At 68.1% G+C, this 16,597-nt stretch carries 12 protein-coding genes; 4 read left to right on the top strand and 8 right to left on the bottom strand.

The genetic code is table 11. The features are described from left to right. Nucleotides 1–18 precede the first annotated feature (18 nt). A complete protein-coding gene (locus tag ACH0AE_RS05755) occupies nucleotides 19–819 on the top strand; it encodes an alpha/beta fold hydrolase (RefSeq protein WP_294442385.1) in 801 nt (266 codons plus the stop codon). 18 nt (nucleotides 820–837) lie between these two features. Here the strand turns inward: ACH0AE_RS05755 and ACH0AE_RS05750 are convergent, their stop codons facing one another. The 7 genes from ACH0AE_RS05750 to ACH0AE_RS05720 all read right to left on the bottom strand — a co-directional run bounded on the left by ACH0AE_RS05750 (nucleotide 838) and on the right by ACH0AE_RS05720 (nucleotide 12,558). Further along, nucleotides 838–3,054: a TonB-dependent receptor gene (locus ACH0AE_RS05750; protein ID WP_294442384.1), complete on the bottom strand. Its 2,217-nt coding sequence runs from the start codon at nucleotides 3,052–3,054 to the stop codon at nucleotides 838–840. 118 nt (nucleotides 3,055–3,172) lie between these two features. Beyond that, a complete protein-coding gene (treY, locus tag ACH0AE_RS05745) occupies nucleotides 3,173–5,494 on the bottom strand; it encodes a malto-oligosyltrehalose synthase (RefSeq protein WP_294442383.1) in 2,322 nt (773 codons plus the stop codon). Further along, nucleotides 5,491–7,362: a 4-alpha-glucanotransferase gene (gene malQ, locus ACH0AE_RS05740; protein ID WP_406875533.1), complete on the bottom strand. Its 1,872-nt coding sequence runs from the start codon at nucleotides 7,360–7,362 to the stop codon at nucleotides 5,491–5,493. Before malQ ends, treY begins: the two co-directional genes overlap by 4 nt. Beyond that, a complete protein-coding gene (gene treZ / locus ACH0AE_RS05735; protein WP_406875532.1) occupies nucleotides 7,359–9,053 on the bottom strand; it encodes a malto-oligosyltrehalose trehalohydrolase in 1,695 nt (564 codons plus the stop codon). Before treZ ends, malQ begins: the two co-directional genes overlap by 4 nt. Continuing rightward, nucleotides 9,041–11,119, bottom strand: coding sequence for a glycogen debranching protein GlgX (glgX, locus tag ACH0AE_RS05730; RefSeq protein WP_406875531.1), 2,079 nt, complete (start codon nucleotides 11,117–11,119; stop codon nucleotides 9,041–9,043). Before glgX ends, treZ begins: the two co-directional genes overlap by 13 nt. Before the next feature lie 36 nt (nucleotides 11,120–11,155). Continuing rightward, complete coding sequence (locus tag ACH0AE_RS05725) at nucleotides 11,156–11,347, bottom strand: DUF2934 domain-containing protein (protein WP_294442379.1); 192 nt, start codon at nucleotides 11,345–11,347, stop codon at nucleotides 11,156–11,158. 29 nt (nucleotides 11,348–11,376) lie between these two features. Next, nucleotides 11,377–12,558 (bottom strand): glycosyltransferase family 1 protein, encoded by a 1,182-nt coding sequence (locus ACH0AE_RS05720; protein ID WP_294442378.1) that lies wholly within the window; start codon nucleotides 12,556–12,558, stop codon nucleotides 11,377–11,379. A gap of 247 nt (nucleotides 12,559–12,805) precedes the next feature. Here ACH0AE_RS05720 and ACH0AE_RS05715 point away from each other — a divergent pair, with 247 nt between their 5' ends. From ACH0AE_RS05715 to ACH0AE_RS05705, 3 genes are read left to right on the top strand one after another with little or no spacing between them, the layout of a single operon-like run. Then, nucleotides 12,806–13,675 carry a glycosyltransferase family 2 protein gene (locus ACH0AE_RS05715; RefSeq protein ID WP_294442377.1) on the top strand — a complete coding sequence of 290 codons (870 nt, stop codon included), beginning with the start codon at nucleotides 12,806–12,808 and terminating at the stop codon, nucleotides 13,673–13,675. Then, nucleotides 13,672–14,763, top strand: coding sequence for a glycosyltransferase family 1 protein (locus tag ACH0AE_RS05710; RefSeq protein ID WP_294442376.1), 1,092 nt, complete (start codon nucleotides 13,672–13,674; stop codon nucleotides 14,761–14,763). Before ACH0AE_RS05715 ends, ACH0AE_RS05710 begins: the two co-directional genes overlap by 4 nt. Beyond that, complete coding sequence (locus ACH0AE_RS05705; protein ID WP_294442375.1) at nucleotides 14,760–15,197, top strand: oligosaccharide flippase family protein; 438 nt, start codon at nucleotides 14,760–14,762, stop codon at nucleotides 15,195–15,197. The genes ACH0AE_RS05710 and ACH0AE_RS05705 overlap by 4 nt, the downstream gene beginning before the upstream one ends. Here ACH0AE_RS05705 and ACH0AE_RS05700 read toward each other — a convergent pair. Further along, nucleotides 15,152–16,597: a hypothetical protein gene (locus ACH0AE_RS05700; protein ID WP_294442374.1), complete on the bottom strand. Its 1,446-nt coding sequence runs from the start codon at nucleotides 16,595–16,597 to the stop codon at nucleotides 15,152–15,154. The genes ACH0AE_RS05705 and ACH0AE_RS05700 overlap by 46 nt on opposite strands.

Genomic DNA, 16,597 nt, shown 5'->3' with positions numbered 1-16,597 from the left:
CTTCAGGAGACGTTGCGCATGGCCAAAGCCGCCAGCGATCCGGCCGCACCGGCAAAGCCCCCCTCCCCGTTCCTGGCGCTGACGGAACTGCCGCGAGCATTGTTCGAGCTGGGTTCGCTGCCCTGGGCGGCGCCGCTGCTGGCGAGCGCGCCGCGCGGCGACGGCCATCCGGTGCTGGTGCTGCCGGGCTTCTCCACCTCCGACCGGGCAACGGCGGTGCTGCGCCATTACCTCGCGCGGCTCGGCTATGATGTGCACAGCTGGGACCTGGGCCTGAACCTCGGCCCGCGTGCGATAGGCCGGGAAGGCGAGAAGCTGGCGGCGCGGGTGAAAGAGATTCACAGCGCGACGGGACGCAAGGTGAGCCTGGTCGGCTGGAGCCTGGGCGGAATGATGGCGCGCGTGATGAGCCGGCGGATGCCCGAAGCGGTGCGACAGGTGATCTCGCTCGGCTCACCCTTTGCGGGCACGCCGCGGGCGACCAACGTGTGGCGCATCTACGAATTGCTGAGCGGGCAGAAGATCGACGATCCGGTCGCGCGCGCGCAACTGCGTGAGGGGACCACGCCGCCGCCGGTGCCCTCCACCGCGATCTGGAGCCGGGAGGACGGCATCGTTTCCTGGCGCAATTGCGTGGAGCCGTTCGCCGCCAACAGCGACAATATCGAGGTGCACGGCAGCCATTGCGGCCTCGCGGTCAACCCGGCCGTGCTTTACGCCATCGCCGACCGGCTGGCGCAGCCGGAGGACGATTGGAGGCCGTTCGACCGCAAAGGCCTGATGCGCGCGATCTGCTATCCTTCGGCCGGGCACAACTGAGCCCGGCCGAAGCAGGGATCAGAAGCTAATCCGCGCCGCCACGCGAATGTCGCGGCCGGCAAGCGGCACGAAATCCTTGGTGAAGGACGCGTGCCGGCGTGCATCGACATCGAAGATGTTGTTCGCCGACAGGATCAGCGTCGTCTCACTTTCGGTGCCGAACGGCTTCCACGACAGCGAGGCGTTGACGAGGGTGAAATCGTCGGTCGGCGTCTCGAAGGCAGCGATGCGGTTCTGCGGGGTGACATGCTCCACCTCGACGCGGCCGCCGATCGGGCCGCTCCTGGCGCTGAGCCCGGCGAGCACGCGCAGCGGCGGAATGCGGGGCACCGGGCCGCCACCGTTGTTGAGCGTCGCGCGGACATAATCGGCGACGACATTGCCATCGAGCTCAAAGCTGCCACGGCGCAGGAGCTTGGCCGTCACCTCGCCCTCCACGCCATAATAGCGCGCGCCGGATTGACGATATTGGAACACCGGCAGGCCGTTCCGTTCAAGATCGGTCTCGCCTTCGTATATGTAATCGTCAAACCAGGTGGCATAGCCGCTCAGCTGGAAGGTCAGCGGTCCGGCGACGCCGCGGGCGTAGACCTCCGCGCCCCAGCTCTTCTCCTTGCGGAAATCGGGATTGCCGACTTCATAGGCCTGGGTCGCGACGTGCGAGCCGTTGGAGAACAGCTCCTCGCCCGACGGCGCACGCACGGCGCGCGAGCCGTTGATGCCGATCTTCACTTCCGGGGCGACCGCGTAGGAGACACCGAGTGCGCCCGAGAAGGCATCGAACTGGCGGCTGATCGTGGCGACGGGTGCGTCATCGTCCAGCCCCAGGCGCACGTTGGTGCCGCGCACATTGGTATGTTCGTAGCGCGCCGCTGCCTCTAGCCCGAGCTTGCCGAAGTTGAACTCCTGCAGGGTGAAGAAGCCGTATTGATCGGTGACGTTCGGTGCGACGAACGCCTCCTCACCCACGGCAGAGAAGTCGCGGGTGAAGCCCTGGAAGCCAGTGACGCCGCGCCAGCCGTTGCGATCCGCCTGGACGAGTTCCAGCCGGCCCTCAAAGGCTTGCGAGTTGAACACGGTGCCGACTTCGCCGCCCTCAAACTCGGTATGGTCGTAGTCGGCAAAGCCCGCGCGGAACCGGATCTTGTCGATGAAGCTGCCGTAGGTGTTCACCTCGCCGCGCATGTCGGCGCGGAACTGCTTCATCCCGATGGTGACGGCGTCGTGATCATGCCCGCCGCCATGGTCGTCGCCGTGATCGTGCCCGTCGTCATGATCGTGGCCGTGGCCGTGCGGATCGGCGATCTCCGGCCGCTCGGCGACGCCGTACTTGGTGTCGTAATAGCCGACCGAGAAACCGAGGCTGCCGCCGTCGTTGATCAGCGCGACGCCGGCACCCAGCGTATAGGTTTCCGTGCCGCTGTTGGGCAGGCGGCCGCGGCGGTTGGCAAGCGCCGTGGATTCGGCGGCTTCATCGGCATGGCCGTCCTCCGCCTGATGCTCCGCGAGGTGAAGCAGATCCGACCGAAGCTCCGGCGACAGCTGATAGCCACCGATGCGCAGATCGTCGGTCTTGCGATAGCTGCCGTCGACATGGACGACGATCTGCGACGAGAGCGCCGCGTCGACGCCGGCGCCGACACTGCGTTCGTCGGCCGCCGAGCCGTAAGTGCCGATCGCATCGACGTGATAGCCATGTTCCGGCACCACGCGCGGTATGCGCCGATCGATGACGTTGACGGCGCCGCCGATCGCCTGGCTGCCGAACAGCAGCACCGCGGGGCCGCGCAGGATCTCGATCCGCTCGGCCGTGAGCGGATCGATCGTCACCGCGTGATCGGCCGAGGTGTTGGACACGTCGAGCGAGCCAAGCCCGTCGGTCAACACGCGAACGCGCTCACCCTGAAAGCCGCGCAGCACCGGGCGCGAGGCGCCGGGGCCGAACGACGTGGCGGAGACGCCGGGCTGGCTGACCAGGGTGTCACCGATCTGCGGGCGAATGTCGCGGGTGAGCTGATCGCCCGAAATGACCGACTTACCGGCGAGAATATCGAGATCGCGCACGAACGGCGCGGTGATCACGATCTCGCGATCATTTTCGACATGGGTTGAGCTGGACGAGGCGACGGGTGCCGGCATAGTCTGAACAGCAGCGTCGTTCGGCGGCGCTTCCTGCGCCATCGCAGGGGAACAGATCGCCGCACTACCGGCAAGCAAGATCGAGATTCGTTTCACCAAGGCCCTCCCAGCACTTGGAAGGACCCCCTAAAGTGCATGAGATAATGTATCAAGGGGGTGTTATATCATTTTCTTGATCGCTTGCGGCATGAGGGAGGCTGATGACGATCTGGCTTCAGCCGATCTCGAACCACACGTCGCTGTTGGCGAACAGCTCAGCGGCATCGCGCTGAGCGCCCGAGGGGAAGGTTATTGCAACGCCAGTGGTCGATCCGCGGAGAAGGACGGCGAGCCGTAGCGCCCTACCATCAACGCGGCGTTCGAAGGCGATGACCGTAGCGTCGCCCGTCACGTCGGCCGGTTCGTAGCTGCCGCGCAGGAACAGGTCGGGATGCGCGCGGCGGTGCGCCAGCAGGTCCCGGATGAGCTTCAGTTTGGGCGGGGGATCGGCGAGGGCGTCGATTCGGGCCGCGAAGTCGACCGGTCGGCGGTTGTCGGGATCGACCAGGCTGAGGTCGTCCAGCTCAGCGCCCTGGTAGAGATCCGGAACGCCGGGGACAGTATGGCGCAGCGCGACGGTGGCCAGCGTGTTGCGTAGGGCGGCAGGCGCGATCTCGCGGACGAAATCGTCCATTGCGTCGCGAAAGTCCGAGCTGCCGATCAGTTCACGGGCGAGCGTGTTGCAACGATCCTCATAGGCCTCGTCGGGCGCTTCCCAGGAGGAGCGGAGCTTGGCCTCGCGCAGCGCCTTGGTCTGCCAGGCGATGATGCGGTCAGCGAAATCGGCCTCGGGCGTCGCCGGCCAGGCACCAAGCAGCGACTGGAAGAGCATGTAACGATCGCCGCGGTCGACGCCGGCGGAGAGCGGATCGGCAAGCGCTTCCCAGCGGGCGACTTCCGCGCGCCAGCGATCGGGGATGGTGCTGAGCACGGCGAGCCGCGCGCGGCTGTCCTCGCCGCGCTTGTGATCGTGCGTCGCGGTGGTGAGCATCGCCGCCGGCCAGCGCGCTGCGCGATCCTTCATCGCGGCATGGAATTTGGCCGGCGACAGGCTGAGCCACGCGGCATCGAAGCCGACATCGTTGCGCGAAAGCAGGCGCCCGTAGCGGTAGAAGGCGGTGTCCTCGAGCGCCTTGGCCGCAATCGGGGCGGAGAGTTGCTGGAAACGGCGCACCGCTTCGGCCGCGAGCGCGGTGTCACCCGGCGATGTGCCGGCGAGCCAATCGAGGATCAGCGCGACGACCGGCTCCTCCCCCGGCGGCACGTGGGGCGCAACGCGCCGGCGGACCTCTGCGCGCACGGCCTCGTCGTTCGCCGGTGCGCTGCTGCCGGTGCCGTAGGTGCGATAGACCGGGAAGACCCACAGCAGCCGCTCGATCGCGCGGCGCAGCATGGCGACCGTGAAACCTTCGGCGCCGCGCGCGCTGGCGGCAAGCGCAGCGAAGGCGGCGGCGCAGCCTTCCAATTGGCCGGTGAATTGCCAGGCGAGGAGCTGCTGCCGGGCAAGCAGTTCCTCCGGCGCCAGATCGGCGGGCCGGCTGCTCACATCGTGCCACAGCGCGCCGAGCGGCAGCGCCCCGGCGGGATCGTGGAGCACGGCTGAGGCCTGCTCCATGAAATCATAACCGCTGGTGCCGTGAATGCCCCAATCCGACGCCATCTCCTCGCCCGGACCCAGGATCTTCTCGACCACGATCCACGCTTGCTCCCCGAGATGGGTGCGCAGCCGGCGGCAATATCCTGCGGGATCGGCGAGGCCGTCGACATGGTCGACGCGCACGCCCCGGATCAGCCCTTCGTCATACAGGCGGAAGTAGAGCGCGTGGGTAAGATCGAACACTGCGGGGTCTTCGGCCCGCACGCCCGCCAGTTCGTTGATCGCGAAGAAGCGGCGCCAGTTGAGTTCGTCATTCGCGCTTCGCCACCAGCCGAGCCGGTAATGCTGCCGCGCGAGCAGCACCTCGAGCGGCACGTCGGCCGCTGTCGCCTGATCCTCGTCACGGATCGGGAAGCGGTGCTCTCCGTAAGCAACGATCGTCCAGCGATCCTCGTCCCGTTCCAGGGTGATGGCGCCGTCGCCCAGCGCCTGGCGGAGCGGGGTGCCGAGCACGGGGAGCAGGACCGGGCGACGCCAGTCGATGTCGAACACGCGGGCGTATTCGCTGTCTGGGCCTCGACGCAGCACGTCGTTCCACCAGGGGTTGGCCCCGTCGGCGACGCCCATATGGTTGGGCACGATATCGATGATGACACCCATGCCGCGCGCCTGAAGCGCCGCGACGAGGCTGCGGAAGCCCTCCTCACCGCCAAGCTCGGGATTGATGCGGGTGGGATCGACGACGTCATAGCCGTGGGTGGAGCCCGGCACCGCGCTGGTGATCGGGGAGGCATAGACATGGCTGATGCCGAGATCGTCGAGATAGGGCACGATCGCCTCTGCATCGGCGAAGGTGAAGCCGACGTGGAACTGCAGGCGGTAGGTCGCGCGCGGGATCATCCGGGCCTCACGTCGGAGAGCCGCCGGGTGCGCGCGGCGACTTCCGGCCGGGTGAGCAGGGCCGCGGTGTCATCGGGCATGCGGCGGCGCCAGTTGGGGTGTTCGTCGATCGTGCCCGGCAGGTTCGGCTGTTCCTCCAGCCCGAGGAGATCCTCCATCGGAAAGATGGCGAGCGGCTGGGGCGCGGCCGCCACGGCATCGAGGATCGGATCGAGCGGCGGATCGGCTGGTACGTCGCCGCTGCCGCCGATCGCGTGCCACAGCGATGCCTTCTCGGCGGTGCGCTGCTGGTCCGCAGCGTCCATGCCGCCGCGGCCGAGCTGGCGGCCCCAGTGGATGTCGCGACCGGTCCACCAGCCGGCGAGCGTGGGCGTATCGTGCGTGCCGGTCATCGCCACCGCCGCCCCGGGCCAGCGTTCGGGCGGGACGAAGGCGCCTGCCGCATCACGCTCGAACAAGAGGACGCGCATGCCGAGCATGCCGCGCGCCGCGAGATCGTCGCGGAAGCCGGGCGGCACGGTGCCGAGGTCCTCGGCGATAACCAGGGCATCGGCGCGGTGCGCCTCGATCGCGACGATGCGCTTCAGATGTGCGCCGGGCATCGTGAGGTACGCGCCCTCACTCGCGGCCGCGCCCTGCGGGATGACCCACAGCCGGTCGAGGCCGAGCGCATGGTCGATCCGGATGCCGCCGGCATGGGCAAGCGCCGCGCGGATCGTCTTGATGAAGGGCGCGAAGCCTGCGCGGGCGAGCGCGAAAGGATCGAAGGTGGTGATGCCCCAGCTCTGTCCGTCCGGCCCTAGCGGATCGGGCGGCGCGCCGATGGTTAGGCCGGTGAGAAGATCCGCCGGATGGCTCCACGCAGCGCTGCCGCACGGGCTGACGCCCACCGCCAGATCGGCGATGAGGCCGGTTGCCATACGCTCGCGCGCGGCGGCCTGCGCCGTCTTCAGGCTTTCGTTGGCGAGCCATTGGAGGAAGGCGTAGAAGCCGATCTCCTGCGGGTTTTCCCCGGCAAAGCGGCTGACCGCGGGGCCATCGGCGTCGTGGTACGCTGCCGGCCAGTCACGCCAATCGCTGGAGGCGAAGGCGGCGCACAGTGCGTCGAAGCGGGCGTGGCATTCGAGATCCGGACCGCGCACGCGGCGGAAGGCGGTGACCGCCCCGCGCACCGCATCCGACCGCGCGTCATACGCGGCGCGAAGGTGCGCGAGCCGCGCCGGGATGGCCGAATGCCAGTCGATCAGGTCCCCGGCGGGCTCTGGCGGGAGGGGGGCGCCGATCAGCCCCGGATCGGCGAGAAGCACATTGTGGAAGAGGCGGCTGGACGGCGAATAGGGGCTGAAACGACGCGGATCGCTGGGAAATAGTGCGTGCGTCGGGCTGATCGCGAGGGCGCTACACCCGGCTTGCCCAAGCGCCGCGGCGCTTTGTGCGAGCGTGCCGAAATCGCCGAACGAGGTGTCGCGGGCGCCGCGCAGCGCGGGGATCTGCACAGCCACGCCCCAGCCAAGGCCGGTCGGCTGCGGACAGCGGCGGGGGGCGATGGCGAGGGTGATCGCGTCGCCATCGATGAGAAGCTGATGGTAGCCGATCGCGTCGGGCGCCTGGAGGTCGCCGTCGAGCGTCATGGGGGCGAGCATCTCGGTGCCGTCCTCCAGCACCAGCAGCGCCTGATCGTAGGCGCGATCGAGCGGGAGGGTGGCGCCGGCCTCGGCGGAGAGGAAACGGTGCGTGGGAGGCGTGGTACCGAGGTTCGCGAGGATCGCCTCCAGCACCGCATCCGGCACCTGCTGCGGGCGGCCGTCGGCGTCGACCCACTGGCGTTGAAGACCGGCAGCGGTGGCGGCGGAATCGAGCGCGTTCACCGTGCAATCCCGGCGATGAAACGGCCATCAATGGTGAAGATCTGGCCGGCAATGGTGGGCAATGGTGCCGGATGGTCGGCGAGATCGATCGCCATGGTCAAGATTGTACCGTCCGCCAGCTGCCAGCGCGCAGTAACCGCCGCATCGCCGGTCGCTTCCGCGCCGAGCGAACGGACGTCGTGGAGCTGCGGCACGATCCGTTCGCGGCGGACCGTCAGCAGTTGGTGGTATAGTGCCGTCCAGCTGGGTGCCGCGGGGCCCGGCTGGGGCCGTGAGCTTTCGAACGTCTCCGGCGCGTTGGGATCAGGAATACGCTCGCGCGCCGCAGGATCGGCAAAGGCGGGGAATTTGGCGAACTCCCGCCGTCGCCCCTCGCGAACCGCGTCGGCGAGATCGTCGTGGAAATCGGTGAAGAAGAAGAACGGGCTTTCGCTCCCCTCCTCCTCGCCCATGAAGAGCAAGGGGATGTTCGGGGCGAGCAGCATGAGGGCAGTGGCCGCGCGCAGCTTTGCCGGATCGGTGAGCAGGGTCAGCCGCTCTCCCATGGCGCGGTTGCCGACCTGGTCGTGGTTCTGGAGGAAGTTGACGAAGCGGGTCGGCGGAAGGTGCCCGCTGGGCGTGCCGCGGGGGCGGCCGTCCTGGTTGGGGGAGGGATCGCCCTGGTAGATGAAGCCTTGCGATAGCGCGCGGGCGAGGCGTTCTGCGGGACGATCGGCGAAGTCGGCATAATAAGCGCTGGTCTCGCCGGTCAGCAGCACATGCATGACGTTGTGGAAATCGTCGTTCCACTGCGCATCATAGGCGGCGGCGTGGAGGCGGTCCGCGTCATTATGTTCGTTTTCCAGCACGAGATGGACGTGGCGGTTGGGAAGCGCGGCGCGGATCTCGGCAGCCATGGCGTCGAGGAAGCTGGGGTTGTCGATCGCATGGACCGCGTCGAAGCGAAGGCCGTCGAAGCGATAGTCGCGCAGCCACATCAGCGCATTGTCGATGAAGAAGCGCGCCACGGGTTCCTCGTCGACCGCCACCGCGCCGCCCCAGGGTGTGGCGACGTCGCGGTGGAAGAAGCGATCGGCATAGAGGCCGAGGTAATTACCGTCGGGACCGAAGTGATTGTAGACCACGTCGAGAAAGACGCTGAGGCCGAGTTCGTGCGCCGCGTCGATCAGCGCGCGCAGCTCGGCGGGGGAGCCATAGGCCTCATGCACGGCATAGGGCAGGACACCGTCATAGCCCCAGCCGCGGTCGCCGGCGAAGGCGTTGATCGGCATGAGCTGGATTGCGGTGACGCCTAGCGCGGCCATGACAGGGAGGCGCTGGGTGACGCCGCTGAAACCGCCGAGCGTGCCGGCGTGAAGCTCCATGATCACCACCTCGTGCCACGGGCGGCCGCGCCATTCGGGCACGCGCCAGTCATGGCTGTGATCGGGAACGATGCTCCAGCCGTGAACGCCGCCATGCTGGCGACGCGAGGCGGGATCGGGGACAGGTGTGTCGCCGATGTGGAAGCGGTAGCGGGTGCCGGGCGGCGCCGAGTGATCAGCGATATGCCAGCCGTCGTCCTGCGGCGTCATCGGCAGATGCGTGTCGTCGCAGTCGAGGACGACCTGCGGCGTGCCCGGTGCCCAGAGGCGGAAGCGGGTGGTGCCGTCGGGCAGCGGCTCCGGCCCCCAGGCGTTCATTCCTCCCATGCGCTGGTCCAGCTGAGGAGGACGGCGCCCTGCGGCGCGACCTCATATTCACTGCCGATGTCGATTTCGCCCTGATCGGGCTTGGCACTGTCGATCAGGATGGTGCGCTTCGTGTCGGGCTTTGGCAGGCGGAAGGTGACGGGATCGCTGCTGGCGTTGAGTAGCAGCGACACCGCCTCCACCTCGCCAGCGTCGTTCATTGCCGCGCGGCGCATCATCAGCGCGCGGCCCTCGGGATTCTGCCAATCCTCGTCGCTGAGCCGCTCGCCCCGCTCGTCCCACCATTCGACATCGTTGACGCCGTGGCCGGGCGAATCCTGTCCGTAGAGGAAGGTCGGCGCGCGCAGCACGGGGTAGCGGCGGCGAAGCTCGGTCAGGCGAGCGGTGAAATCGATCTGCTGCTGCCCCTCCGGCGTCGCGGCGGCATTCCAGTCGAGCCAGCTGATTTCGTTATCCTGGCAATAAGCGTTGTTGTTGCCTTGCTGCGTACGGCCGAATTCGTCGCCAGCGACCAGCATCGGCGTGCCGAGCGAGGCGAGCAACGTGGTCATCATCGAGCGCATGACGCGCCCACGGGCGTCGTTGATCGCTGGATCGTCGGTCGGCCCCTCCGCGCCCCAGTTGCGCGAATGGTTGTTGTCGTGGCCGTCGCGATTATCCTCGCCATTCGCCTCATTGTGCCGCTCCTCGTACATCACCGTGTCGGCGAGGGTGAAGCCGTCATGCGCGACGAGGAAGTTGACGCTGGCCCAGGGGCGGCGGGAGCGGCGGTCGAAGAGGTCGCCCGAGCCGGAGAGACGCGCGGCGAGATCGCCGCGGGTGCCGGGATCACCCTTCCAATAGCTGCGCACCGTGTCGCGGTACTTGTCGTTCCATTCGGCGAAACCGGGCGGGAAATGGCCGAGCTGATAGCCGCCGGGGCCGACATCCCACGGCTCGGCGATCAGCTTCAGCCGGCTGAGCACCGGATCCTGCCGGACCACATCGAAGAAGGCGGCGCCGGGATCGAAGCCGGTTGCCTCGCGCCCCAGGGTGAGGCCGAGATCGAAGCGGAAGCCGTCGATGCCGAAGCTGGTCGCCCAATAGCGCAAGCTGTCCGCGACCATCTGGATCACGCGCGCCTTGCTCATGTTGAGCGTGTTGCCGGTGCCGGTGTCGTTGATCGTGTAGCGCGGGTTGTCCGCGACGAGGCGATAGTAACTGGCATTGTCGAGCCCGCGCCAGGAGAGCGTCGGGCCGCGTTCCGAGCCCTCGCAGGTGTGGTTGTACACCACGTCCATGATCACTTCGATTCCGGCCTGGTGGAGGCGGAAGACGGCGCGGCGAAGCTCGTCCTGCTGCTCGCGCGCCATATAGGCCTGCTCGGGGGCGAAGAAGCCGAGCGTGTTGTAGCCCCAATAGTTGCGCAGGCCCTTTTCCTGCAGGAAGCGATCCTGCGTGAAGGCCTGGATCGGGAGAAGCTCGATCGCGGTGACGCCGAGCCGCTGGAGGTGACGGATGACGGCGGGGTGGCCGAGCGCCGCATAGGTGCCGCGATCACGCGCGGGCACTTCCTCCATCAGCTTCGTCAGGCTCTTGACGTGCGCCTCGTAGATGACCGTCTCCGACCAAGGCGTGTTGGGGCGGCGATCGCGTGACCAGTCCCAATGATCGTCGACCACCATCGCCTTTGGCATGGCGGCGGCGCTGTCGCGCTTGTCGAAGCTCAGATCCTCGCGGCGGGAGCCGATGCGATAGCCGTGGAGCGCGTCGGTCCAGCGGATCTGGCCGTGGAGCTTTCGCGCATAGGGATCGAGCAGCAGCTTGTTGGGATTGAAGCGGTGGCCAGCCTCAGGCTCATACCGCCCGTGCGCGCGATAGCCATAGAGGAGGCCGGGCTCCACGTCGGGCAGATAGCCGTGGAACACCTCATCAGTGCATTCGGGCAGCCAGAAGCGCTTGATCTCGCGCTTGCCGGCGGGATCGAAGATGCATAGCTCGATCGCATCGGCATTGGCGGAAAAGATAGCGAAATTGACGCCGAGGCCATCGAACGTCGCGCCCAACGGATAGGGCGACCCCGGCAACAGCCGGTCAATTGGGGGTAGCAATGCCGCGGCCGCTCAGACGGCCGCTGCCGGCTTCGTCGCCGCACCCGGATCCTGTGCGGTTTCGCCGCTATCCACATCAGGCGCCGCGTCTATCTCACGCTCGGCCTGCGCCCAGTGCTCTGCACCGCGGCCCTCGGGCTGTCCTTCTTCTTCCCAGATCTGGTACGCCCGGTCACGGATCCTGGCTTCGCGATCATCGCCCATGGAAGCTTCCCCTATCGATGTGCGACGCATCAACTCCCGGTTCCGACTTTCGCCGCATCGTTCGCAAAATTCTCAGTGCCTTGGCCGGCACCGATCGCGTCGAGCACCATCTCCGCCTGACGGCGCCAGGAAAAGCGCTGGACATGGGCCAGACCGCGTTCGGCGAGGCGGGCGGCGTGGTGATCATCGCGGGTGACGCGGCGGACCGCGGCGACGACATCGTCGAGCCGTGCGGGATCGCAATATTCGACCGCATCGGCGCAGCGCTCGCGCATTGCCGGAATGTCCGACGCGACGACCGGGCAGCCGAAGCGCATCGCCTCCACCGGGGGGAGCGGCGATGCCTCATAGAAGGACGGAAGCAGGAGGCAGCGCGCACCGGCGTAAAGCGCCGCGAGTTCGTCGATATCCTCTACCTGGCCGGCGAAGCGGATGTGATCGCGCACGTCGGCCGGCACATCCGTCTCCATGGGCGTAAGGATCGGACCACCGGCGCCGGCGAAGACGCTTTTCAGCCCATCCTCGCGCGCCAGCCGGATCGCCGCCGCGAGCACGCCATCAAAGTTCTTCCGGCGCGAGAAGGAGCCGACGTAAAGGAGATAGCCCTGCCGCGGGTGATCCGGTTGCGGGGGCGGTGGCCGCGTCTGGGGCAGCATGTGGGGCGTGGCCTCCCCGTCGCGCCAGCCGCCGTTCTGCGCCACCACGATCGGCCGCCGCGCGCGGGAGGCGAGCCGCAACAGCGCCTGGCGCTCGGTCTCCGACACGGTGATCACCGGATCCGCATGGCGCAGCATCAGCGGCAGCATCAGCGAATGGGCCAGGCGATAGCGGCGGCTGTAGGCCTCCGGATAGAGGCGGTAGGAGAGATCGTGGATGATCACCGCCACCGGCCGCGGCCCGATGAGGCTGGCGATCGGCGCGGTGTTGCCGAAGCATAAAAGCCGCGCCTGGCGCACGGCGCGCGGCAGGGCGACCTGCTCCCACCAATGGCCGCGGCCGCCGCGCACGGTTTCGATTTCCGTGACGGCGAGACCGAGATCCGCCGCCCGCGCCCCGGGCTCACACAACAGGCGCAGCCGCACGTCGCTCCTGCCGTTCGCCACCAGTCGGTCGATCGCCCGGGTCAGTTCACGCGCGACGCGCTGTACCCCCGTCGTCGGCTGCGTGAGGAAACGCCCGTTGATCGCCAGTTCATGCCCCTCGCCTGCCATCCCCGGACCGACATCCCCGTTGTTCAGCCGACATCATCCTGACGGGAAAGGACGGCTATCACCTTGATCGGACTAGCATGGGACTTCGGAAAGTCGAGCGTGGCAACCGATCAATAGCTTAGCTTGCCAAGGAAATATCCAATGCGGATGTTACTACTCTCTACCTTCCTGTTCTTTGGCGCGATCGTTCGTAAAGCGAATGAACGACAATCCTGCAGCGGATGATCGTTGCGCCAACGGGGGAAGCATGAGCCGGCTGTTCGTCATTGTCGCCACTGTCGGGCGTGCCGCACTCGCGGCGCGCACGGTTGCCTTGCTGGAGCAGCAGACGCGGCCGCCGGACGGGGTGATCGTGGTGGGGGTGACGACGAGCGACGTCGCGGGCGTTGGCAAGAGGAACGCGCGGGTCCGCGTGGCGCTTGGCTCGCGCGGCTCAGCGCACCAGCGTAATCACGGGCTCGGCCTGCTCGGCGAGGGCGCGGACATCGTGACGTTCCTCGACGACGATTTCGTGCCGGCCCCGGACTATCTGGAGCAGGTGGAGCTGATCTTCCACCAGCAGCCCGATATCGTCGGCATTACCGGCGAGCTGGTGGCGGACGGGATCAACGGGGCGGGATATTCCGTCGAAGAGGCGATTGCACTGAACCGGCGGCAGGCGGCAGCGATCCCGCCCGAGTTCCGCCGGCGCCAGGCGCTTTATGGCTGCAACATGTCGATCCGCATGAGCGCCGCTGCGGGGCTGCGGTTCGACGAGCAACTGCCGCTATACGGCTGGCTGGAGGATATCGACTTTTCGATGCAGCTGGCGCGGCGCGGGCACCTTGTCTCCACCGGGCGCGTGACCGGCGTTCACATGGGGGTGAAGGGCGGGCGCACGTCAGGACGCAAGCTCGGCTATTCTCAGGTGGCGAACGTTGTCTATCTCGCGCGCAAGGGCACGATGCAGCCGGGCCTGGGCCGGCGGCTGCTGACGCAGAACCTGTTCTCCAACCTGCTGCGCAGCATCCGGCCGGAAGCACATATCGACCGGCGCGGACGATTGTGGGGCAATACGCTGGCGATCGCCGATCTCGTGCGCGGGCGGATCGATCCGCGCCGCGCCGAGACGCTTTGACCGCACCGATGCGGCCGATCGTCTTCAACGGCAAATTCTACGCGGGTGGGCTGAACGGTGTGCACCGGGTGGCCGACCGGCTGATCCGCGAGTGCGATGCGCTGCTTGGCGCCCTGCCCCGGCAGCAGCGGCCGCGCGCCCGGCTGATGCTGCCGGAGCGGCGGCGGTGGCAGCCGGCGCTGGACTGGATCGAGCTCGTCACCGTGCCGAGCGGTGACAGCCAGCGCTGGGAACAGGGCGGCCTGCCGCGCGCCGCCAGCGACGCGGTGATCGTCAACCTCGCCAATCTGGCGCCGGTCGCGGCAAAGCGGCAGATCCTGCTGCTGCACGATGCGCAATTCCTGTTTCCCGACAGCGGCTATCCGCTGCGCCAGCGGCTCGGTTATCGCTGGCTGACCCCGCTGATGGCGCGGCGCAGCGCGACGGTGCTGACGGTGTCGCATTATTCGCGGCAGATGCTCGACGTGCTGGGCGTGGTGCCGCGGGTCCGCAGCGCAGTGCTGTACAATGGCGCCGATCATATCCGCGAGGCACCGGCCGATGCGGCGGGGCTGACGCGACTGGGGCTGCGGCCGCGCGGTTATGCGCTGCTGTTCGGCAGCGCGAAGGGGTACAAGAACAACCAGGTGGTGTTCGACGCGTTTGCGGCTGGCGACATGGGCGTTCGGCTGGTGGTGATCGGGCCGGATCGGGGGACGCTTGCCGCGGGCGGGCTGTCGGTGCCGGCGGACGCGGTGTTTGTCGGCGCCTGCGACGATCGCACGCTGCGCGCGCTGTACGAAGGCGCGCACAGCCTGCTGGTGCCGTCGCGCACCGAGGGCTTCGGCCTGCCGCCGATGGAAGCGATGCTGTGCGGCTGCCCGGCGATCGTCGCGCCGGCGGGCGCGCTGCCCGAGATGTGCCGCGACGCCGCGCTCTATGCCGATGTCGACGATCCGGCGAGCTGGCGCGCGGCGATCCACGCGCTGGACGATGACACGCTGCGCGCGGCCAAGGTGGCGGCCGGGGCCGAGCGGGCGCGGCAGTTCAGCTGGGGCGGCGCGGGCGGCGAATTGCTGCGCCATATAATGCGCCTCGCCAGCGGATGAACCGACCATTGGGCAGCGCGGCCGACGCGCTGCTCGCCATGGCAGCGCGCGGCGGCACACAATTGTTCGCGCTGACGGTGACATTGGTTGCCACGCGATATTTGTCGCCGGGGGACTTTGGTGTCTTCGCGTTGGCCACCGTGTTCATCACCGTCGTGCGCAACCTGCTTTATGCCGGGCCGGCAGAATTCCTGCTCAAGACTCGGGACGCGGATCGCGACGCGGCGGATTGCCTGGCGGCGATGATGGTGACAACGCTGCTGGCAAGCGCGGCGGTGGGCGGGCTGGCGGCGGGGCTGTGCGGCGCGGTGGCATGGGCGATCGGAATCGTGCCGGTCCGCGCACGGGCGCGCGAGGCGCTGATCCGGCTGACCCAAGGGCCACCGGCTCACGCGAAGACCGGCGTACCGGCGGGTGACATGGCCGCGGGGTGAAGCATCGCCACGCGTATCCGCCGCAACGCGAGCGCGGCGCCGGCGAGGATGGCGAAATCGGCGCCGGGATCGGAGGTCGCGGCGCTGATCGATTGCGTGGCGAAGAGGACGAGGCAGGCCCAGGCGGCGGCGGCCCCGGTGGCGCGAGGATCGGGCGCCTGAGCGTCGAAGGTGCTGCGCTTCCACGGCTGCCAGAGGCGCAGCAGCAGGAAGAGGAAGGCGCTGGCGCCGATCACGCCGGTCGACCCCAGGATGGCCGTGGCGATGCTGGACGAGCGGAAGCTGCCGGGGCCGATGCCGAGCCCGGCGGTAGCGACGAAGGCGTCGAGCCCCTGCCGCGCCCAGAAGCTGCGCTGCAGCCCGGACAGCGAATTACCCTTGTCGACCGTGAAGTGAAGGATGAGGTTCCCGACCTCTGCCGCGAACCGGTGACTGCCGGCCATTACGCTTAGCACGAGCAACACGCCGACGACCGCGACCACCAATACGCCAAGCATCGCCGCCGGGCGTATCGCGCGCGGGAAGAGGAGCATGCGCAGCACCAGCACCGCGATATACAGGCCGAGCCCGAAGTAAGCGGTGGTGGAGGTGGAAGCGGCGAGCACCGCGAACAGCGCTAGCGCTGCGGCGCCGGTGAGCCGCGGCCGCACGCCGCGCACGGCGCACTCGGCGAGGAACACCATCCACACCAGGCCATAGGTGCCGTAGCCGGACGCCTCCGGGAAAATGCCGGTGATGCGCACGAAGCCCTGGTAGCTGTGATCGAGGATCGCATAGGATCCGTTGCGGAACAGCTGGATGACCTGATCCGCCGGCGCGCCCTTCACGACGAGCGCGACGACGCCGAGCAAGGCGTGGATCAGGCCGACCGCGGCGCCGGACTTGACCAACGTGTCGCGGCCGCGCGGATTGCCGATCGCGACGTAAGCAGCGAGCGCGAGCACCAGCGTGCCGGCGAGATAGATGGAAGTGGTGATGTTCTGCGGCGTCGGGCGCAGCGGCACCGCGGCGTAGATATAGGCCATCATGTTCGTGTACGAACTGGCGGACTGGCCGCGCATGGGCGTGACGTCGATCTGCCCCGCGAACAGGCGGGGGCCGATAAACGCCATCAGCAGGCCATAGCCGACGAAGACGGCGAGCGGCGCGAGATCGCGCAGCGCCATCAGCAGGCGGGGGCCCTGCGCCGCGCCGTCGCGCAGCAGGCGAAGCACGAGGAAGACCATGGCGAGGTTGATCGGGGGGATCGAGGAACCACCGAGCGCTGGCAGCAGGAGCGCGGCCGATCCGCCCATCAGGCCGGACACGATAACGAACGCCAACGTGGCCGGGATGCTGCCCCAGACCAGCAGCACGGCGCCGATCAGTAGCTGCGCAATGCCGATGAAGGTCGGCTGCAT

It is taken from the genome of Sphingomonas sp. 179-A 2A2 NHS (assembly GCF_045371305.1).
In the GTDB taxonomy this organism is placed as follows: Bacteria; Pseudomonadota; Alphaproteobacteria; order Sphingomonadales; family Sphingomonadaceae; genus Sphingomonas.
Note: the sequence above shows the minus strand (reverse complement) of the source record. Positions and strands in the feature narration are given on the sequence as shown.